This is a genomic window from Bifidobacterium avesanii (genome assembly GCF_009299475.1).
Lineage (GTDB): Bacteria > Actinomycetota > Actinomycetes > Actinomycetales > Bifidobacteriaceae > Bifidobacterium > Bifidobacterium avesanii.
The window spans coordinates 103,380-123,012 of the sequence record NZ_WBSN01000004.1 but is presented as its reverse complement, the minus strand read 5'-3'; the positions used below and the strand labels follow the sequence as shown (position 1 = coordinate 123,012).

Here is a 19,633-nt window from a genome sequence, read left to right as displayed (position 1 = left end):
CACCACTCGGCCGGTCCTCGTGCACGGTTGCGTATCACGGCGATATGATTTGCGCCATTCAGACACCCTCCGCGTACGGTTCCGTATCAGCACGATACGATTTACGCCGCCCGACACGCTTTCGCGTACGATTCCGTATCACGGCGATACTATTTACGCCAACCAATGTTTCCCAGTGCACGGTTCCGTATCACGGCGATACAGTTCACGCCGCTCAATCATCCTTCATATACGGTTCCGTATCAGGACGATATGATTTGCCCCATCCAACGTAGCCGAACGTACGTTCTCATATCGCAGCGATACGAATTACGCCGTCAAGATGGTCTCCGCATGTGGTCATTCGTCACCGACGGATGCCGGATTCCGGCGCAGGGCGCAACCCTCCGCCCGCCGTCACGCGGTCCGCGGCACCCCGGCCTCGACCAGTTTGCGCACCAGCCGTTCCGGATGCAGCAGGTCCTCGAATTCCAGCCGCACGATGGCGGTGACGCCCTGCGCCCTGAGATGGTCCTCGCGCCGGCGTTCCGCATGCACGGCCGCCCGGACCGTGCGCCGCTCGCCCGAACCCGACTGCGGCAACGTGTATTTCGTCATACCGTCGTATTCCGCGACGATGATCCCATCCGGCAGATCCCAGCTGAAATCGGTGCGGTACGGGCCGAGCGGGTTGTCCGGGTTCTCGAACCGCCGCTGCAATTGGGGTCTGAGGAACCCGTTGAGGATGATCAGCGCACGGACCTTGGACTCTCCGCCGTTCTCGCTCAGCCCGTCGGCATGCTCGCACAGCTTCGCGAGACGCGCCACGTCCGAACCCGGCGGTTTACGCCCGCGGGAACACGCCGCGGCCAATACGCCGTCAATGGCGATTCCTTGCCGGACGGCGGAATCGAACAGGGCGAGCGCATCCTCGAAGTCATATGTGCTGCCGCAATCCAGCAGCGTGCGCACGACGCCCGTCACCGCAAGTCCGTCAATGACTACGGGCTGGGGATCGACCATGCGGATGCGATGCAACCGCCCGGAATCGCGGGATTGCGACGTGCGCGGGCTGGCAATGGACACCGTGCCGTCGTGCAGGGAGACCGAATGGTCGAAACCGTGGATGGTCGCCGCCGTCAGCCCCGCGAAAACCCAGTCGGGATGCAGCAGGGCCAGTGCCCTGACAACGTGGATGGTGCGCTGGGTGGTCTGCAGCCCCCGCCAGTAGTCGGATCGTGCGTACAGATTTCGGTACGGGCCGATCAGCTCACCGGCTGCGGCGCGACGGGCCAAGGCCCTGCGGTCGGCGTCGGTGCGTCCGACGGCACACCGACGCTCGCGTTGGGCCTCATCCATCAGCCGTTCGATCCTTGGATTTCTGCGCATGGTTCGCACCGTATCGGGTCGGGCGCGTCAGACGCCAGCCGAACGGGCCGATGTGAACGAACGTGACCCCCGAACGGGCATGTTCGGGCGTGTCGCGACCACAACGGTGGATAACCGCCGCGTCCGTGGTCGAACGTGGCGGCGGAGGCATCCGGCGCGGGTTGCATTGCCGCGCTGCGCACATGCGACATGCCTCATTCCTCGCACCGCCCAACGCAGTCTCGACGTGTCCGCCATCTTTGCACGCGGTTCCGCATTCGGCAGTATGGACCCGCGCCGCTCAGTCGGTCAGTCGGTACCTGCGTACCGTTCCGTATCGGGACGATACAATTCACGCCGCTCAGTCGGTCTCCATGCACGGTTTCGTATCACATCGATATTATTCCCGTCATCCACCATCCGCCCGGGCGCGGTTCCGTGTCGGAGCGATATGTTTTATGCCATTCGGGAGCCTTCTACGTACGGTTCCATATCACGCCGATATTATTTCGGACGGACAACCGACCAAACCCAAAGAAAAGAAGGCGAAGGAACGGGCGGAAGGACCACACCGGGAGGTCCGTCAGACAGCGGGGCGAATATCGCCGACCGATCGGGCGGACGAGCCGGGATCGGGAGCGGCACGGCCACGGACGAGCGGAAATATGCAGCCCCGCAGTCTGCCGCCCACAACCGACTCCTACGGGCGGGCCGCTGGGCCATGCCAGCCCGCCGACGGCGAATCAGGCGGCCCAATCCACGCACGGGAACCGGTCCCACGCACGGACCGGACCACCGCCCGACCACCCGCCGCTACTCCTCCGACGAACCGCCGCCCTTCAGCCCGGTGTAGAGCGTGTAGTACCGGCCGCGCTGGGCGATCAATTCCTCATGCGTGCCGCGTTCGATGATCCGCCCGGCCTCGATCACCATGATGCAGTCGGCGTTGCGGATGGTGGAGAGGCGGTGGGCGATCACGAACGTGGTGCGGCCCTTCATGAGCCCGTCCATGCCGGCCTGCACGAGCGCCTCGGTGCGGGTGTCGATGGACGAAGTGGCCTCGTCCAAAATCAACGCCGGCGGGTCGGCCACGGCGGCGCGGGCGATGGCGAGCATCTGGCGTTGGCCCTGGCTCAGGGAGGCGCCGTCGCCGGTGAGCTGCGTGTCGTAGCCGGCGGGCAGCTTCTCGATGAACGTGTGCGCGTTGGCGAGCTTCGCGGCGGCGATCACCTCATCGTCGGTGGCGTCGAGCCGTCCGAAGCGGATGTTCTCCATGATCGAGCCGGAGAACAGGTGCGTGTCCTGCAGGACCATGCCGAGCGAGCGGCGCAAGTCGGCCTTGCGGATGCGCGTCACGTCGATGCCGTCGTAGGCGATGGAGCCGGAGTCGATGTCGTAGAAGCGGGTGATGAGGTTGGTGATCGTGGTCTTTCCGGCGCCGGTGGAGCCGACGAGCGCGATCTTCTGGCCGGGCTTGGCGAACATGGTCATGTCGTGCAGCACGGTCTTGCCCTTCACGTAGCCGAAGGTCACGTCGTTCAGGCGGATGTCGCCGCGCATGGGCGTGATGCGGCCGCTCGCGAGGTCCTTCCAGCCCCACCGGTCGGTGCGCTCGTCCGTCTCGCGCAATGCGCCCGTGGACGGGTCCTCGCGCACGGAGACCAGCGTCACCTCGCCGGCGTCGGTCTCCTCCGGGAGGTCAAGCAGCTTGAAGATGCGGTCCGCGCCGGCGAGGCCCATGACGATGGAGTTGAGCTGCTGGCTGACCTGGCTGATCGGCATGGTGAACGACTTGACGAACGTGAGGAAGCTCACCAGCGCGCCGAGCGTGAGCCCGGTGGTCCCGGTCACGGCGAGCGCGCCGCCGACGAGGGCGCTCAGCACGTAGGCCACGTAGCCGAGCTGGTTGTTGATGGGCCCGAGGAATCCGGAGAACTTGTTCGCGTTGTTGGACGCCTCGTACAGCTTCCCGTTGAGCTCGCGGAACCTCGCCTTGGCGGCCTCCTCGTGCGTGAACGCCTTGACGACCCTCTGCCCGGTCATCATCTCCTCGACGTAGCCGTTGAGCGCGCCGACCGACTTCTGCTGGCGCGAGAAGTACGTGCCTGACTTGCCGGTGAGCACCTTCGTGGTCCACACCATGACGCCGGAGACGACGAGCACCACCAGCGTGAGCGGCACGGACAGGTAGACCATGCTCGCCAGCACCATGACGATGGTGAGCAGCGAGTTGAAGATCTGCGGCACCGACTGCGAGACCATCTGGCGCAGGGTGTCGATGTCGTTGGTGTACAGGCTCATCACGTCGCCGCGCGTGTTCGTGTCGAAGTAGCCGAGCGGCAGCTTCTGCATGTGCGAGAACATGCGGTTGCGCAGCTTCATCAGGAAGCCCTGCGTGACGAATGCCTTGAGCACCGCGCTGGCCGCGTTCGCCGCGACGCCGAGCGCGTAGATGGCGGCGAGCGATCCGATGGCCGCGAGCAGGGGGCCGAAGTCGCGGCCGCCGGAGGCGAGCATGGGCGTGATGTAGTCGTCGATGAGCGTCTGGAAGAACAGGTTGCCGCGCACCTGCGCGACGATGGTGACGACGATCAGGGCGATCACCGCGCAGTACTGCCAGCCGTACAGCCTGAGCACGAAGCCGATCAGGCGCATGAACGTGCGGAACGGGTGGTCGAGCTCGCGGGCGGCCTTGGCTCCGGCCGCCGCGCGTCCGGCGTTGTTGCGGGATCCGGGAGCGGGCATCAGCGCACCTCCTCTTCGTCGGAATCGTCCTTGCCGTCTTGGTTGTCCTCCGCGACACCGGCCTCCGCGACGCCGTCGAACGCCGCCTCGTCGAAGTCGCCGCCGCCCTGCGTCTGCAGGTCGTGGATGCTGCGGTAGATCTCGTTGGACGCCATGAGCTCGGCGTGCGTGCCGACGCCGTCGATCCGCCCGTCGTCGAGCACGACGATCATGTCCGCGTCCTCCACGCTGGAGATGCGCTGGGCGATGATGATCTTGGTGACGCCGGGCATGTCGTTGGCGAACGCGCGGCGGATGCGGGCGTCGGTGCCGGTGTCCACGGCGGACGTGGAGTCGTCGAGGATGAGCACCTTCGGGTCCTTGAGCAGGGCGCGGGCGATGCACAGGCGCTGCTTCTGGCCGCCGGAGAAGTTCTGGCCGCCCTGCTCCACCCTGGCCTCGTAGCCGTCGGGCAGCCGGTCGACGAACTCGTCGGCGCACGCGATGCGGCAGGCGCGCCGGCAGTCGTCGATCGTGGCGTCCGGATTGCCCCAACGGAGGTTCGCCGCGATGGTGCCGGAGAACAGCACGTTGTTCTGCAGGACCACGGCGACCTTGTCTCGCAGCGCGTTCCGGTCGTAGTCGCGCACGTCCACGCCCCCGACCTTGAGGCTGCCGCCGGTCACGTCGTACAGGCGCGGGATGAGGTTGACGAGCGTGGTCTTGGACGATCCGGTGCCGCCGATCACGCCGACGACCGCGCCGGAGGGAATGGAGAGGTTGACGTCCGTCAGGGCGTTGCGAGCCTTGTCGCGCCTGCCATCGAACCGCGCGGCGGCCTCGGCCCGGCGTCGGGCGGCGGGGTCGTGCTCGGAGGGCTTCACGGCCGGATAGGCGAAGTCCACGTGGTCGAAGACGACCGACCCGTCGCGCACCTCGGTCACCGGGTGCGCGGCGGACGGCATGTCGTCCCTTTCGCGGAGCACCTCGACGATACGGCGCGCGGACGCGGAGGACATGGTGATCATCACGATGGTCATCGAGAGCATGACGAGGCTCATGAGGATGTTCATGCAGTACATTAAGAGGCTCGTCAGGTCGCCGGTGGTGAGCTGGTCCTGCACGATGAGGTGCGAGCCCACCCAGCTGATGAGCAGCAGGCATCCCCATATGGTCGCCTGGATGATCGGGTCCACGGCGGCGAGCACGAGCTCGGCCTTGAGGAAGATGTCGTAGATGCGCTTGGACGTGGCTTTGAACACGCGGGTCTGCATGCCCTCGCGGGCGAACGCCTTCACCGCGCGCATGGCGGTCACGTTCTCCTCCACGGATTCGTTCATCGCGTCGTATTCGGGGAACGCGCGGCGGAAGTACTTCGCGGCGATGGACATGAGGATGCCGAGCACCACGCCGAGCACCACGACCGCGCCCAAATAGATGAGCGCCATGGTGCCGGAGACCACGAACGCCATGCACATGGCGATGATGAGGCTGGAGAAGGCGCGCGGCACCATCCGCAGGATCATCATGGTGGCGTTCTGGATGTTCATCACGTCGGTGGTGAGCCTCGTCACAAGGCTCGGCGTGGAGAAGCGGTCGATGTTGGAGAACGAGAACGTCTGGATGTTGTCGTACTGGTCCTGCCTCAGGTTCCGGGCGAATCCGGTGCAGGCGCGCGAGCCGAACACCGAGCCGAGGCAGCCGAACGTGAGGCCGCACAGGGCCACGGCGACCATGATCGCGGCGGTGCGCCCGATCACGCCCATGTCGCCGCGCTCCACGCCCTGGTCGATGAGCGTGGCCATGAGCAACGGGATGATCATCTCGCACACCACCTCCCCGACCATCCACACGGGCGTCAGCGCGGTGTCCCGCCTGAATTCGCCCAGATGCCGCAGCAGTTCCCTCACCGTGTTCACACGCCGCTCCCGGTTACTCGTCCTGTGTCGCTCGTTCCGTCCCGCACCGCATGCCATCACGCCATGGTGTACGTACGTACGTCCATATGCCAGCCCGCTATGGTGGACGCGAAAATCCTAGCACCCGCCGGCGTCACGCCCTGTTCATGCCGTCAAGCCACGCGCGCATGCGCCGCAGCCCCTCGGCGGTCGCCTCGCCCGTACCCACGTAGCTCAGGCGCACGTAGCCTGCGCCGCGCGAGCCGAATCCGGAGGCGGGCGTGACCACCACACGCGCCTCGTCGAGCAGCCGATAGGCGAACTCCCGGTCGTCCAGCCCCGTGGCCTTCACGTTGATGAGCACGTAGAACGCGCCGTCGGGCACGTTGCAGGTCACGAGCGGCATGCGCGCGACGGCGTCCACCACCATGTCGCGGTTGGCCCGGTACGCGGCCTTCATGGTCGCGAGGATGTCCGCCGAGCCTTCGAGCGCCGCGACCGCGCCGGCCTGCAGGGCGCCGGGCACGCACGAGACGACGTTCTCCTGCATCACGGTCATCTGGTCCACGGCCTGCTCCGGCCCGAACACGCAGCCGATGCGCCAGCCGGTCATCGCATATGTTTTGGAGAAGCTGTCCACCACGAGCGTGCGCCCCTTCATGCCGGGCATCTGCGCGATGGACGGGCACGGCTTGCCGTCGTCGTACACGAACGCGCGGTACACCTCGTCGCTGATCACCCACAGGTCGTGCTCGCGGGCCACGCGCGCGATCCGCTCCATCTCCCCCGGATCGATGATCGCGCCGGTCGGGTTGGACGGCGAGTTGAGCAGCAGCGCCCGCGAGCGCGGCGTGACCGCGGCCTCGAGGTCCTCGGCCCGCATGCGCCAGCCGTGCTCCTCGTGCAACGGCACGGGCACCACGCCCACCTGCGCCATCTGCGCCTGGCCGAAGTAGTTCGCGTAGCCGGGGTCCGGGATGAGGATGTTGTCGCCGGGGTCCATGGCGGCGATCATGGCGAGCAGCACGCCCTCCATGCCGCCCGCGGTGACGATGATCTCGCGCTCCGGGTCGTAGTCCGTGCCGTCCGCCCGGTTGCGGTGGTCGCACCACGCGCGCCGCAGGGCTTCGGCGCCGCGGTTGGGCGTGTAGTGCGTGTCCCCGGCGAGCGCCGCACGGTACGCCGCGTCGATCATGGCCCGCGGGGTGTCGAACCCGGGTTCGCCGATCGCGAAGGAGACGGCGTCCGGCACGCGGGCTGCGCGTTCGAACATTTCGCGGACGGACGGGTACAGCGCCTGACGGGCGCGAAGCGACACTGCGGGCATGCGGTTCCTCCCTGAATTTCCGGGCTCCCGGATTCCTTGCGCCGGGGCCGGCCATGCGCCATTGCGCCGCATGGCCGAAACTGCTGCCCGATGATAGCCGCGGCATGTTTCCCGGCGGGGCGCACGCGACACCGACGATCCTGAAACGTCCGCGGCGAATGTCAGTCCGCCCACTCCTCGGGCAGAATCAGCGCGCCGGACGTGGATCGCTTCGGCCGGTGCACGAATGCCTGCGGAATGTCCAGTACCGGCCCGTGCTCGTCATACCCGACGACGCGGATTCCTTCGGCGAGCTTTCGGACCCGTAACCGGGCGGCGGCGATTTTGCGCGCCCGCCGTTCCATAGTCAGCTTGCTCATATTCGGTCATCCTATTCTCGCTTGGCATATTTGTTCCTACGACATTGCATTGCGCGTCGCAGCACCCGCCGTGGCACATGGCCATTAGCCGGTGGCCATGAAGACCGATGACAGCCCACGCATGATTTATTACCGACTACCGCGCCGGGCGTGGGGTCGTCAAACAGCGACTCATTATGTATGAATTCCACCCAAAGAGAGCTGGAACACCATTCCGACCGCAAACTCACATATCAGACCATGTGAACGCTGATTACGCGTTCACCGTCAAGACAAACGGTGAACCATAGCCAGCCCCACTCGGTCGACACCTCATGCATCCGCCCGCAAGAGGCGTGCGGAACGAACTTGCTTACTGAACCATGTGGAATTAGCATGAGTAGTATCCCTTGGCTGGGAGCTACGCGAACTTTTGTTCGCGCCGTACCTTGGGCCCGCAAGCGCCGCTAACGCTTGCGGGCCCTTTTAGTACGTCCCACGGCGCAACCAACGGGCGCGCCTAGTGCCTTGCTACGGCCATGAAGACCAACGGCAAAGCCCTCGGGTTATTTATCGGACACCGCGCCGAACGTGGAATCTTCAAGCAGAAGCGTACGGAGCTTACGCGCTAGAGCCTTTTGCCCAACCGCGTCAAGCACTTCAAGCAGCGTGCCCAGCGTCATGTTACGCACGTCATACCGGCCATTTTCATAGCCGGCGACGCGAGACTGGTTGACACCGTGCACACGTTCGGCTAACTCTTGCTGGGTTAGCCCGCGCTTCTGCCTGAGTTTTCTCAGCGTCATAGTTAGACCTACTTCCCATATGGAGGTAGGTCCCATTGTATCGATCGTCGGCATGGAATTGTCCCCGCTAGTGAGCCGTGGGCCGTTTCGGCGGCGCGATGGCATCAGAAACCACGGTTTGCGGACTGGAATGTAAAAGGCCCCACGCATAAGCACGGGGCCAAACCACCTTAAGGGAGAATACAACATGAAACGAAATTCGTTAGTGTTGGCGACTCTCCGGTTCCGTGGTTCATGTGGTCAGATACATGAACTCACGGCGCGATTGTATCACGGTTGGCATGTCGTCGTATTCCTCGACGGCGTGCCCCGCTTGCATATCGGTTGAGTCGCAAGGCCGGGCCCTAGCGGGTTCCGGCCGCTCCCCTTGGTGGATTGATACAATCGGACTCACTACTAACTATAGGCGGTGAGTCCAATGGGTCTAAGGGAACTACGGCAGAAGCGAGGGTTAACCCAACAGCGTCTAGCGGAGCGAATACCCGGCCTGACTCAATCGCGTGTAGCTGATTGGGAGACTGGGCAACGTGACATAGGCGAAATTTCGCTAAATACGGCGCTTAAGTTGTGTGACGCGTTGCGCGTGGCTAACCCTCGCAAACTGTTGGATGATCCCGAGAACGATAAATCGTAAGACAGAGGGCTTACGTCGCGCTTGACTGTGAGCGGCGAAAGACAGAATCACAGTCGGTCTTGCCATCGGTCTTCATGGCCGTAGCAAGGCACTATAGCGTATCCCAAGGTAGACGGGATATGCTGGGAACTACTAGCGAAAGGTGGTGCAATGCCGGCAATTAGTATGTTTTTCGGTATCGTCGTCACGATGAACCCCGAGGATCATGTGCCGCCACATATTCATGTGCGGTATCAAGGTCACGAGGCTGCGTTTACGTTTGACGGCGAGGTGTTGGACGGTGATTTCCCGCGGAAGCAAAGACGTCTTGTGCAGGCTTGGATAGAGTTGCACGTGGACGAATTGGAGGCTGATTGGGAGCTTGCCGTTAATCTTGAGCGTCCGTTTAGGATCGATCCGTTGCGATAATACAAGGGGGTGCATGATGGTTGATTACATGGTTAAGGTTACCGAGTGTGAGCCGTTGCCGGGGTTTAGGCTTCGTGTGGCGTGCTCGGACGGGAGCCGTGGCGTGTTTGACATGTCCAAGTATGTGACGCGTGGCATGTTTCGTGAGGTTAATACGCCTGAGCGGTTCAATATGGTTCGTCTTGTGTTTGGTGTGCCCACGTGGCCGGGTGATATTGATATAGCGCCCGAGCGTGTGCGTTCGGACATGGTGGCGGCTTGACTATGGCTTTTGTTGCTAAGGAAGGCGGTGTATTGTGACGGATTATGTGTGGAAGCCTACCCCGTTCTGGATTCCCGAAGGGAGTTGGGACGCTAAGGGGTATGCCGAGCGTCTGCTGTGGCGTAAAGCTCGAAAGGGTGCGCGGCGTGCCGGAACGTCTCTGGATACGGAGATAAATCTTCTGGTTGCCCGATATGCTGCGTTGGCTGACGATAAGTAAACTTTATGCCTTGCTGGCATTTAATCGGCGTGCCGGTTTTCGACACGCCGATTTGATTACCCACGGATATTAGCGTATGCTAATAATCATCAAGCCCGATCGGGCAACGACAATCGCAGTTTGAGAACTTCAGAGTGCATCCCCATACATGCGAATATTACAATTCGCTAGTATTATCGGACTCACCTAAACCGAAAGTAGGTGAGCCAATGGGACTTAAGGAACTACGCAAGGCCACTGGACTAACCCAAGTCCAGTTAGCCAAGCGGGCGGGCATGTCCCAAACCGAAATAAGCGCCTATGAAACCGGCCGTAGAGATGTCGGCAACATGACGCTTACCACGGCATTGAGATTGTCCCGCATACTTAATTGCCATCCGTCGGATCTGACGGACGGATACCCCGATTAAAAGAATGCGGCTAGGCACTACCAACACCTAGCCGCGTGCTTCAAAAGTAAGTGATCAAACCAAATTCTGAGGCATGGTGAATTTTAGTACGCCTCACAAGGAAAATGAGGGTTGAGAATTAGCATCTTCCCCTCTTGATAAGCTTGGAAGACCGTGGCGGATGTCGCGGATTTCGTTGAGAATTAGCATCTCCCCCTCTTGATAAGCTTGGGACACGTCATCGTGTGCGAGGAATGCGGTTGAGAATTAGCATCTCCCCCTCTTGATAAGCTTGCCTCGCACGATATGAGACCATGCGCGTAGTTGAGAATTAGCATCTCCCCCTCTTGATAAGCTTGCGGCGCGACGCCGGCCGCCCGCGGCACCGTTGAGAATTAGCATCTCCCCCTCTTGATAAGCTTGCCATTCGCGCATTTCCCACGCCCACATGGTTGAGAATTAGCATCTCCCCCTCTTGATAAGCTTGAATGGGCGTATCAGGGTTTCGCCAAGCAGTTGAGAATTAGCATCTCCCCCTCTTGATAAGCTTGCCGTGTCATCCGACGTGACCGACTCGTCGTTGAGAATTAGCATCTTCCCCTCTTGATAAGCTTGTTATCTCCTCAAGAGGGGCTATTTTTCGCCGTTTCTAGCTGATTCCACATTCAGAAAAGCGTGAACAGTTCCGGAGTTTCGCTTTCACTCTCTTGTTTCAAACTGGAAAAACGCAGTGACGACGACCACTGATGGTCACTCAAATGCACCACGCGAACAAGACCATCCGGAGGAAGGTGCTCCTTGATGGTCTGAACAGTGGAACGATTGCCCGCTTGCGTAGGCGTGTATCTCACGTATACGGAATACTGCACCATGGCATATCCCATATCGATCAGCAGATTGCGGAATTCCGTGGCACGGTGACGCTGCTTTTTCGTCTTAACCGGCAAATCGAACATCACCAAGCACCACATGCCGCCACTGTCCTCGTCCGTTTTCATAATGTCCCCGCATACTCCGGTACGGGAAGACGGTCGATTTTGCCTTCGCAGTAGAGACCATATTGTCTTGTGAAGTCATTGAGTGAACTGGGGATGGTCAGACCGTCTTCATTGAACTGCTGGTTGACTGCCTCAACCAATCGCCGCTTTACCGAACGATCTTCAAGGGAGTCGGACGCTTTCAGTTTGGCCACCTGACGATCAATGGCCGGACGATATGGTTCCAGCAAATCGTCCGCAAGACAGAAATAGTTCCCACGGTGACGATGGTGGACGCCCAAAGACGGAATCAAGCCGGCGGAGATTACTGCCTTGATGGTGAACCCGCGCAGCACGGTATAGCTGTAATCCAACTGCGCATTCCGTCCGGCGCCACTACCGGGAACTCGTCTGAACTCCGGGTCATTAGGAAAGATCCTCCTCCAATATTCACAAGCAGCGTATCCCTCGCGATTCGCCGGATCCCCCGATCGCACCATGGCTGCAATGCCGCGCAGAATGCCCCCTCCGTCAAGTCCCAATGCGTCAAGGCAGGCCGCCTGTCCACGGATCTTTGCCTGAACAATTCGTCCCCAGGCGTTCTTTCGTCGAGGCAATGACAAATCAGCCTGCGCCAATTGCCGCGCGGCCACCGTCGTGGGTTGGTCGGTCCAAGCATGGAGAGCCGCATCGGGAACGCCCCGCCAATCACACAGCATGACGGACACGCCGTACCGCGCCATTTCATGCAGCACCGCAGCAGAGCAGCGCGCACGCAGGCCAATCAAGACCACGGCCGTCTGAGCCAGTGGCACATCAGTCGCGCTGGAGTCAGCATCGCGCTTCACGCGCATAGTGCCGCGTATGTAGGAGATACTGCCTTCCAGTTCCGTGCAATCGATGACACGCCACTGACTCTGCATGATCGATCCCTCAGTTCGTCCAACGCCATGAACACGGCAATCCAGACTTCGAATGCCACCGCTGTTCGCCTATGGTATTGCGTCGAATGACCACAGGATGAGTGCCAGCAAGCGAATCGATGGAAGGCAGCCATCCCGCACCTCCGATAACTTTTCCCGCTCCATCAGGAACAGCACTTATGTCCTCAATCTTTGACAAGCCCTCCGCAGCAATAATACGAGGATGCAGTCGGAGCTTGGCCGGCGCAAACAGTCCGTCAACCACCCACGATTCCACGGCTGCATTACGCTGATCCAACCCGGCGCACCATTTGGCGAACTCTCCGATCTGGCCCTTACCCGGCACTCTACCGACATCAATACGTATTTCGTCGCCGACGCACAGCCATCCCAGATATTCGGCCTTGCCTGACTGGACCGCAGCCACCGTTCGAGGCTCGCCATAGCGCATGGAAATCGATTGAGGAGGCAACGGCACCGTGAACAGATCGTCATACCGCGCACGTAGAAGATCAGTCTGGAACACGCGTATCATGCCGTACCAATACTTGCGTTCACCCTTGGCATTCGCCTTCCAGCACCTGTATATACGGGCATGGTGCATGGCCGAGCCAATGTCGGAGGACCCGCCGCGAACGGCTATCTGAGCGGATTGGCCGGCGAAGACCTCGATCTCGTCATTGGATCCATATCTTATGCCATGCACCATGATGACACGTGCATCGTCTTCCGGGAGACCCGTCTTTTCATCGTAATCAGGAAGACGCGTTAGTGCACACCACAATGCTGGCGTGGATGCGCGACGGATCACATCTGCGTCCAAGGCATTGCCTACACGTACTTTGACCAAGGACTTTACCGTCGCATCATGGGCAATGGAATTACCCAAGGAAAGCCGCATGGGCTGCCGCACCACAATACGATCATGATCGAGTGCGTCGTTGAGCAGATCCAGCAATCTCACCATGATGTCATGCCAATGCATGAATGTGTCATACGACGCCGTCTTCTCATAGGGATACTCACGCCATGGACGTTCGTCGGGAGCGAGCCTGCCGATGAGACGCTGGGACTCGCGCAGTGATTCTCGCTCCATCAGGATTTGCGCCACTCCGGTCTGCATCATCGCAATCACCGCGGCATCCACGGCATGATGTCGGCGATCCAGACGTGTCTTCATGTGAGGGCCAAAGAACCGGACTGCTCCCTCAATGCCACTCGCCCTACGGGCGGCGGCCGTCACACGTCCCCGAAAGACGCAAACGCTGACTTTCCTGTCGGCGGGTAGATTCCGGTCATCCGATTGATACCGTGTCGCGTTGTAATGCCAGTCGATGCGCTGATGAAGCTCATCGGCCATCCATGCCACGGATTCAATGGAACGACTGTCGATGGGGTCATCCTCTTCGGTCTGCTTCAGTCTGGTTATCACGGCTTGCTTGAATCCTCGCCAGCTGGAGGCATCATACAGCCTCGCATCCCGGTTGAAATAGCGGACTCTCTCCAATGTGTCCTTCATGGACACTCCCAGTGCTTGCGCTGCATCGGTTGCGGCCCACACCGCAAACGGCAACTTGGATTTCGCCCGATTACAGGTGATGCACACCGCGGCGAGATTCGTCCGCGTATTGGTGGATCCCACGCCTTTCCTGGGCACGATATGGTCCATTTCGCACGCGCGAAATGCGATTGCTCTGCCACAGTAGAGGCATTCCCCATTCTGACGTTGAATGGCCTCCAAACGACGGATGTCGGAATCGCGGATTCGATCCAAATGTTCCTCGTTGTGCAAACGATCAGCTGCAGCGCGACGGTACTCACTACGGCTTCCGGTTCGGCGCTCATACTGCCGAGCAGTTGCCACGGAATCAAAACCGGAACGTACATGCTCGATTTGCACGCTCTTTGGCATGCCCCAGCGGTCCTCGCAATTCTTCAACCATCGACCAACGATCTTGGCGACTCTGTCAACTGAGGGGTTACCCAACGGCGCGGCAATGGGATCGACTGGAGGATGCCAGTAATCTGATACGTGGAAGATCGCTTTTCGGGCTGCATGCAGATCATCGTCGGTGGTCAGCATGCGACGGGTCAGGCACTCTAGTGTTTTCACACTGTAAGCCGCACGTCCGGAAGGAAGATCAACCGAATCAAGCTTGGCCAAGCCGTCCTCGTCGAGGGTGTCGAAGAACGCGATCACTTCCATATAACGGGGATCCTCGCTGACCTTGTCCACGTCCACCGTATTCGACAGCAACCGGATCATTGCCTCCTTGGCATCGTCCGATGCGGATCGCCACCATGCAATCAGCGGTTTGGCAATTTTCCGATCCGCCTCGTGAAGACGCTGCACCGACACCAAACGCGGAGGCGTGTTCGTCACTCGCTCCTCCCCATCCTCCGTCATGGAGCCAACGCCCCGGAGCTGGCTTCTTCGAACACCCAGCAGATCCGCCACGTCCACCCAGTTGAGGTCTTGCATGGAATCGGCGGACAGCATGTCGAACACATCATTCTTCTCGGCGATGGTCAGCGGTCGCTGTCGATCATTTTCGGCGATACGCAGGTTCGTGATCATGTTGACGATGCGATACCGCTGGAACGCCAACGAGGCTTTCAACGCCCGCTGCTGCGTGGGATCAAGAGGGTCTTTCCCCACTCGTTCCTCCGCAGAGCCTCTCGGGGAAACGGCTGCGAACACCAACCGGAACAGCGGCTCCCATTGTTCTCGGGGAATCCTCTGCATCGTAAAAATCCGCTTTAGTTCATTGGCGTTGTCCTCCTGCATGAGTTTTTCGGGCAGTATTCCCACCCCTCTTGTGGTGCTCGTTCGCAGACGCTGTGTTGCTCCGCCCAGCGCAACCGCCCGCATCACCAACTGAGCCGGAGTCAAACCGTCTGGTACCGTCCGCTGTACATGCTTTTCCACACGAGAGCGCAATTCCTCGTATTGGTCGGAATACTCATTGTCGATCAACAAAGAATCGACGCGATGATAGGGATTGCGCCATCCGCGATGTCTGGCGATGTGGCGCAGAGCAATGGAGAGCTTCCGTTTTCTCTCTGTATTGTCAATGACGAAATGGTCCGCGAGATCGGCGCGCGCCACCCACGGCTCGATCGAAGACGAGAATTCGCCCGGATCAACAATGGGATATTTCTGCCGCTGCAGAAGCGCATCCAGATCCGCGAGCCGCCGACGCTTGCGTCTCACCATACGACGAGCGCGCCGGCCAATGCCGGATAGATTCTTACGCGTGATCGCTTCTTTGTTTTTTGTTGGGTCCACTCCCCCATCGTGGATGACGGACTGCGCGTTCAAAAGCCGAGTCGGCATGCCGTCTGAATCGACTTCCACCGCCGCAAGACCAACCGAATTCAATCCCACATCGATGCCAATGCGATACCGCTTCGCGGACATGTATATCCTCTTCCTCGAAGATTCTCCCCGATATGCCATTAAGTATACATCGTTACAAAAAACGGGACGGGAAAACCCGTCCCTGCAGAAAACTGCTAGCAATCAAAGCGGCTAACTTGTCCGCTCTTATTGAGAATTAGCATTTTCATTATATGCGTCACGCCTCTCAGACACGCCATACGAGCTATGTATGCGATAAGGTACGAAATCGTCCGTCGTCTGATCCTTTTCTAGGACACCGCGGTTGTCCATTGCCCCGCCCCCGGCCCGCTCCGTTATAATCGTCACAATCGTCACGCCACGACGACATCGCGCTTGAAAGGGGATCGCCACCGCATGCGACAGGGATTCGACAACGACAGGTACATCGAGCTGCAGGCCGCCAGGATCCGCGAGCGCATCGCGCGGTTCGGCGGCAAGCTGTATTTGGAGTTCGGCGGCAAGCTGTTCGACGACCACCACGCCTCGCGCGTGCTGCCCGGCTTCGCGCCGGACGCCAAGTTCCGCATGCTGCAGAGCCTCGCGGACGACGTGGAGATCGTGGTGGCGATCAACGCGAACCACATCGAGAAGGCCAAGATGCGCGGCGATCTGGGCATCACGTACGACGAGGACGCGCTGCGGCTGATCGACGTGTTCCGCGCGCACGGGTTCCTCGTCGGATCGGTCGTGCTCACCCAGTACGCGGCCCAGCCGGCCGCGGACGCCTATCGCAGGCGCCTGAAGCAGCTGGGCATCACCTGCTATCTGCACTACCCCATCGCCGGCTATCCGCACGACATCGCGCGCATCGTCTCGGACGAGGGCTACGGGCGCAACGACTACATCAAGACCACGCGCCCGCTCGTGGTGGTCACGGCCCCGGGCCCCGGCTCCGGCAAGCTCGCCACGTGCCTGTCGCAGCTCTACCACGAGCACCGCCGCGGCGTCGAGGCCGGATACGCCAAGTACGAGACGTTCCCCGTGTGGAACCTGCCGCTCAACCATCCGGTGAACATCGCCTACGAGGCCGCCACCGCGGACCTGGACGACGCGAACATCATCGACCCGTTCCACTTGGAGGCGCACGGCGAGACGACGGTCAACTACAACCGCGACGTCGAGGCGTTCCCCGTGCTCAAGGCCATGATGGAGCGGATCATGGGCGAGAGCCCCTACCAGAGCCCCACGGACATGGGCGTGAACATGGTGGGCTTCGCGATCACGGACGACGAGGCGTGCCGCGAGGCCGCGCGCATGGAGATCGTGCGCCGCTTCTTCACCGCGGCGGTCCGCTTCCGCCGCACCGGGGCCGACGAGGACCAGCTGGAGCGTCTGCGCTCGATCATGCGCAAGGCCGGCGTGGACGAGGACCTCTCCCCCGCCCGGGCCGCGGCCCTGCGCAAGGAGGAGGCGACCGGCGGCCCCGCGGGCGCGATGGTGCTGCCCGACGGGCGCGTGGTCACCGGCAAGACCGGCAAGCTGCTGGGTGCGGCGAGCGCTCTGCTCATGAACGCGCTCAAGGCCGTCACCGGCGTGGACGACGCGCTCACGGTGATCGACGACGCGGCCATCGAGCCGATCTGCCGGCTGAAGACCGAGCATCTCAACAGCGCGAACCGCCGCCTGCACTCCGACGAGACGCTGATCGCGCTGTCCATCAGCTCCGCCACCGACCCGACGGCCGCGCGTGTGATCGGCGGGCTCGAACGGCTGCGCGGGTGCGACGCGTTCTTCTCGGTGATCATCTCCGCGGCCGACGAGGCGCTGTACCGCAGGCTCGGCATCAACGTGTGCTGCGAGCCGAAGTACGAGCGCGTGAGCCTGTACCACAAGTGAGCCGTCGCAAGTGAACGGGCATACGACGGCGGTTCCGGTGGCCGCGCTGGACAACGACCGGATGGCGCTGATGGCGATGCGCGGGATCCTGCCGCAGCTGCTGCCGGGCGCGCGATGGCTGTGGGGCGCGTCGGAGGCCGGCGAGGCCGTGCGGCTGGCCCTCGCCCCGGACACGCGTCCGCGGCTGCTGCTGGTGGACATGTCGCTGGACGACGGCACGGGCGTGGGCGTGTGCCGTCGGATCCGCCGCCGCACGGACCGGGTGCTCCTGCTCGCCGTCACCGCGTTTTCCGTGGACACGTACGCGGACCGGGCGGCGGAGGCCGGCGCGCAGGGCATCGTCTCCAAGGCGGACGTGCCGGCGATGGCCGCGGCGATGCGCGCGGTGACGGCGGGCGGAACGTTCGCGCCGACCGGCATGGCAGCTCCGTTCGAGACCGCCGGGCCGGCGCATCGGCGGTTGGAGGACGCCGCCGCGGGACTCTCCTCCGATGCGGGCGGCGGGCGGGTGAAGCTGGGGGCCAAGGAGACCGAGACACTGCGGCTGCTCGCGCAAGGCCTGAGCTACGAGCAGATCGCCGCGCGGTGGGGCATCGCGCCGGCCACCGTGCGCACGCATGCCCACCGCGCCGTGGACAAGCTCGGCGCCAAGTCGCTCGCCCACGCCATCGCCATCTACCTGAGCCGCTGAACCCGCGCCGTTCTCCCGTTCTTCCCGTCTTCCCGTCCTCCGGTTCCCCGTTCGGTCCAACCTGTACACCGGAAATCACAGCTTGGACCGATTGCGCGATAATCCGCCCCTGATCTGTCCGGTTTTTCGCACGATCGGTCCAATTCGCTTCGAGCAGGATGCAGATTGGACCGTATGAGCAAAACCGAGGGTAGAAAAGATGCGCGGGCAGACGGGTACACGAACGGATACACAGACTTATGCACAGGGGGCGGGCGCGACACGCGAGAATGCGCGAAGCGGGGGTCACGTTCGCGCACATGCCCCGATCCGGCTTCACAAAACAGTGCCGGCATGCCTACCGTTTCCGCATGAACCACGACCAACGACTGAACGAACTTCTGGAACAGGCCGAGCGCGCCGGCATGTGCCTGCGGGCGCGCAACGCCGACGGCAGGCGCGTGCTGCGATATCGTGCCGAACGCCGCCAATTGATCGCTGTGAGACCGGATTTGTTCGCCCGACCAGCATATTGGTCCGCCTTGCCGTACGCGGAACGGATTTTGCACATCCTGCGCACGGTGGCCGCCGCCCATCCTGATCGTGTCTTGGCGCAAGTCAGCGCGGCGGCGGTCTGGGGACTGAGCGAGACGTACCGGTTGCACGACCGGGTCCATTTCGCGACCGATCTGCGCAGCCACAGCCGCGATCACGGCTACTTCACGTTCCATCATGTGCCTGGGCTGACCGTTGCGGTCCGCGACGGACTTCGGATCACGACGCTTGTGCAGACCGTGTTCGACTGCGCTCGCATGATGTCTTTCCCGCAGGCGCTGGCGATAGGCGACGCGGCAATGCGATTGCACCGGCTTACCGACGACGAGTTCGGTTCCTTCCTTGACGATCACCGTGGGTTCAAAGGCATCACGAACGCGCGAAAGGTCGCCCGCTACATGGACGCGCGCAGTGACAACGGCGGCGAATCGATCGTGCGCGCACTGCTGATCGAGTGGGGCTATGCGGTTCCCCTATTGCAGCAGTGGATTACCGATCCGGTCCGGGGCAGACGCTACCGGGTAGATTTCCTTTGGATTCTGCCGAACGGCGACATGATCGTGCTTGAATTGGACGGACGTGAAAAATACGCCAATCCGGTCATGCTCGGCGATGGGGACGGCGTGGACGCGCTGCTGGCGGAAAAGGAGCGCGAGGACAACATTAGACTCCACGACGGCATCAGATTCGTGCGGACCACCTTTCTCGAATGCGAGCGAGAACCGGCCACGGTGCGGTTCAAGCTCGATCGTGCTGGCGTGCCCAGAATCCGCTGACTATTAGCGTGCGACTTGTCCCATTCGGTCCAACCTGCATCTCGGAAAGTGCAGCTTGGACCGATCATGCGAAAAAACGGGCCGATCGGAGGCGGATTATTGCGTGATCGGTCCAACGTGCGCCGTGTGGGGCGTAGGTT

16 protein-coding genes and 1 CRISPR repeat array are annotated in these 19,633 nt (G+C 61.8%); of the genes, 7 read left to right on the top strand and 9 right to left on the bottom strand.

Annotated elements, in window-relative coordinates:
• Positions 1 to 396: 396 nt before the first annotated feature.
• The 6 genes from DSM100685_RS03650 to DSM100685_RS10685 all read right to left on the bottom strand — a co-directional run bounded on the left by DSM100685_RS03650 (position 397) and on the right by DSM100685_RS10685 (position 8,440).
• Positions 397 to 1,368: a hypothetical protein gene (locus DSM100685_RS03650; protein WP_152349995.1), complete on the bottom strand. Its 972-nt coding sequence runs from the start codon at positions 1,366 to 1,368 to the stop codon at positions 397 to 399.
• Positions 1,369 to 2,160: 792 nt separating this feature from the next.
• A complete protein-coding gene (locus DSM100685_RS03645; RefSeq protein WP_420837371.1) occupies positions 2,161 to 4,002 on the bottom strand; it encodes an ABC transporter ATP-binding protein in 1,842 nt (613 codons plus the stop codon).
• 89 nt (positions 4,003 to 4,091) lie between these two features.
• Positions 4,092 to 5,990 carry an ABC transporter ATP-binding protein gene (locus tag DSM100685_RS03640; RefSeq protein ID WP_240811880.1) on the bottom strand — a complete coding sequence of 633 codons (1,899 nt, stop codon included), beginning with the start codon at positions 5,988 to 5,990 and terminating at the stop codon, positions 4,092 to 4,094.
• 133 nt (positions 5,991 to 6,123) lie between these two features.
• On the bottom strand, positions 6,124 to 7,296 hold the full coding sequence (locus DSM100685_RS03635; RefSeq protein WP_163200886.1) for a pyridoxal phosphate-dependent aminotransferase: 1,173 nt from the start codon (positions 7,294 to 7,296) through the stop codon (positions 6,124 to 6,126).
• Between the two features lie 161 nt (positions 7,297 to 7,457).
• On the bottom strand, positions 7,458 to 7,655 hold the full coding sequence (locus DSM100685_RS03630; RefSeq protein ID WP_152349991.1) for a hypothetical protein: 198 nt from the start codon (positions 7,653 to 7,655) through the stop codon (positions 7,458 to 7,460).
• Positions 7,656 to 8,200: 545 nt separating this feature from the next.
• Positions 8,201 to 8,440, bottom strand: coding sequence for a helix-turn-helix transcriptional regulator (locus DSM100685_RS10685; protein WP_163200888.1), 240 nt, complete (start codon positions 8,438 to 8,440; stop codon positions 8,201 to 8,203).
• Positions 8,441 to 8,858: 418 nt separating this feature from the next.
• On the opposite strand from DSM100685_RS10685, the gene DSM100685_RS03620 reads away from it, so the two are divergent.
• From DSM100685_RS03620 to DSM100685_RS03605, 4 genes are all read left to right on the top strand, one after another.
• Positions 8,859 to 9,074 carry a helix-turn-helix domain-containing protein gene (locus tag DSM100685_RS03620; RefSeq protein WP_152349989.1) on the top strand — a complete coding sequence of 72 codons (216 nt, stop codon included), beginning with the start codon at positions 8,859 to 8,861 and terminating at the stop codon, positions 9,072 to 9,074.
• A gap of 150 nt (positions 9,075 to 9,224) precedes the next feature.
• Complete coding sequence (locus DSM100685_RS03615; RefSeq protein ID WP_152349988.1) at positions 9,225 to 9,482, top strand: DUF4160 domain-containing protein; 258 nt, start codon at positions 9,225 to 9,227, stop codon at positions 9,480 to 9,482.
• 13 nt (positions 9,483 to 9,495) lie between these two features.
• Positions 9,496 to 9,744, top strand: a complete 249-nt coding sequence (locus DSM100685_RS03610) for a DUF2442 domain-containing protein (protein WP_152349987.1) — start codon at positions 9,496 to 9,498, stop codon at positions 9,742 to 9,744.
• Between the two features lie 429 nt (positions 9,745 to 10,173).
• Positions 10,174 to 10,374, top strand: a complete 201-nt coding sequence (locus DSM100685_RS03605; protein ID WP_152349986.1) for a helix-turn-helix transcriptional regulator — start codon at positions 10,174 to 10,176, stop codon at positions 10,372 to 10,374.
• A gap of 110 nt (positions 10,375 to 10,484) precedes the next feature.
• A CRISPR array of direct repeats spans positions 10,485 to 10,968; the repeat unit is 36 nt; unit sequence GTTGAGAATTAGCATCTCCCCCTCTTGATAAGCTTG.
• Positions 10,969 to 11,018: 50 nt separating this feature from the next.
• Here DSM100685_RS03605 and cas2 read toward each other — a convergent pair.
• The 3 genes from cas2 to cas9 are packed head-to-tail and all read right to left on the bottom strand — an operon-like array spanning position 11,019 to position 15,674.
• The gene (gene cas2, locus DSM100685_RS03600; protein WP_152349985.1) at positions 11,019 to 11,351 is read right to left on the bottom strand and encodes a CRISPR-associated endonuclease Cas2; all 333 of its coding nucleotides are present in this window, start codon (positions 11,349 to 11,351) and stop codon (positions 11,019 to 11,021) included.
• The gene (cas1, locus tag DSM100685_RS03595; RefSeq protein WP_152349984.1) at positions 11,348 to 12,253 is read right to left on the bottom strand and encodes a type II CRISPR-associated endonuclease Cas1; all 906 of its coding nucleotides are present in this window, start codon (positions 12,251 to 12,253) and stop codon (positions 11,348 to 11,350) included. The genes cas2 and cas1 overlap by 4 nt, the downstream gene beginning before the upstream one ends.
• 10 nt (positions 12,254 to 12,263) lie before the next feature.
• Positions 12,264 to 15,674: a type II CRISPR RNA-guided endonuclease Cas9 gene (gene cas9 / locus DSM100685_RS03590; RefSeq protein ID WP_204314249.1), complete on the bottom strand. Its 3,411-nt coding sequence runs from the start codon at positions 15,672 to 15,674 to the stop codon at positions 12,264 to 12,266.
• Between the two features lie 336 nt (positions 15,675 to 16,010).
• Here cas9 and DSM100685_RS03585 point away from each other — a divergent pair, with 336 nt between their 5' ends.
• From DSM100685_RS03585 to DSM100685_RS03575, 3 genes are all read left to right on the top strand, one after another.
• Complete coding sequence (locus DSM100685_RS03585; protein ID WP_152349983.1) at positions 16,011 to 17,492, top strand: DUF1846 domain-containing protein; 1,482 nt, start codon at positions 16,011 to 16,013, stop codon at positions 17,490 to 17,492.
• 10 nt (positions 17,493 to 17,502) lie between these two features.
• Positions 17,503 to 18,183, top strand: a complete 681-nt coding sequence (locus tag DSM100685_RS03580; RefSeq protein ID WP_152349982.1) for a helix-turn-helix transcriptional regulator — start codon at positions 17,503 to 17,505, stop codon at positions 18,181 to 18,183.
• Between the two features lie 350 nt (positions 18,184 to 18,533).
• On the top strand, positions 18,534 to 19,493 hold the full coding sequence (locus DSM100685_RS03575; RefSeq protein WP_152349981.1) for a hypothetical protein: 960 nt from the start codon (positions 18,534 to 18,536) through the stop codon (positions 19,491 to 19,493).
• The last annotated feature ends 140 nt before the right edge of the window (positions 19,494 to 19,633 follow it).

Bases quoted from the DNA above. Each gene is read 5' to 3' on its own strand.
- cas9 (WP_204314249.1), bottom strand. From the start codon at position 15,674: ATGTCCGCGAAGCGGTATCGCATTGGCATCGATGTGGGATTGAATTCG.
- DSM100685_RS03620 (WP_152349989.1), top strand. From the start codon at position 8,859: ATGGGTCTAAGGGAACTACGGCAGAAGCGAGGGTTAACCCAACAGCGT.
- DSM100685_RS03630 (WP_152349991.1), bottom strand. From the start codon at position 7,655: ATGAGCAAGCTGACTATGGAACGGCGGGCGCGCAAAATCGCCGCCGCC.
- DSM100685_RS03610 (WP_152349987.1), top strand. From the start codon at position 9,496: ATGATGGTTGATTACATGGTTAAGGTTACCGAGTGTGAGCCGTTGCCG.
- DSM100685_RS03615 (WP_152349988.1), top strand. From the start codon at position 9,225: ATGCCGGCAATTAGTATGTTTTTCGGTATCGTCGTCACGATGAACCCC.
- DSM100685_RS03635 (WP_163200886.1), bottom strand. From the start codon at position 7,296: ATGCCCGCAGTGTCGCTTCGCGCCCGTCAGGCGCTGTACCCGTCCGTC.
- cas2 (WP_152349985.1), bottom strand. From the start codon at position 11,351: ATGAAAACGGACGAGGACAGTGGCGGCATGTGGTGCTTGGTGATGTTC.
- DSM100685_RS10685 (WP_163200888.1), bottom strand. From the start codon at position 8,440: ATGACGCTGAGAAAACTCAGGCAGAAGCGCGGGCTAACCCAGCAAGAG.
- DSM100685_RS03645 (WP_420837371.1), bottom strand. From the start codon at position 4,002: ATGCGCCTGATCGGCTTCGTGCTCAGGCTGTACGGCTGGCAGTACTGC.
- DSM100685_RS03605 (WP_152349986.1), top strand. From the start codon at position 10,174: ATGGGACTTAAGGAACTACGCAAGGCCACTGGACTAACCCAAGTCCAG.
- DSM100685_RS03650 (WP_152349995.1), bottom strand. From the start codon at position 1,368: ATGCGCAGAAATCCAAGGATCGAACGGCTGATGGATGAGGCCCAACGC.
- DSM100685_RS03575 (WP_152349981.1), top strand. From the start codon at position 18,534: ATGAACCACGACCAACGACTGAACGAACTTCTGGAACAGGCCGAGCGC.
- cas1 (WP_152349984.1), bottom strand. From the start codon at position 12,253: ATGCAGAGTCAGTGGCGTGTCATCGATTGCACGGAACTGGAAGGCAGT.
- DSM100685_RS03585 (WP_152349983.1), top strand. From the start codon at position 16,011: ATGCGACAGGGATTCGACAACGACAGGTACATCGAGCTGCAGGCCGCC.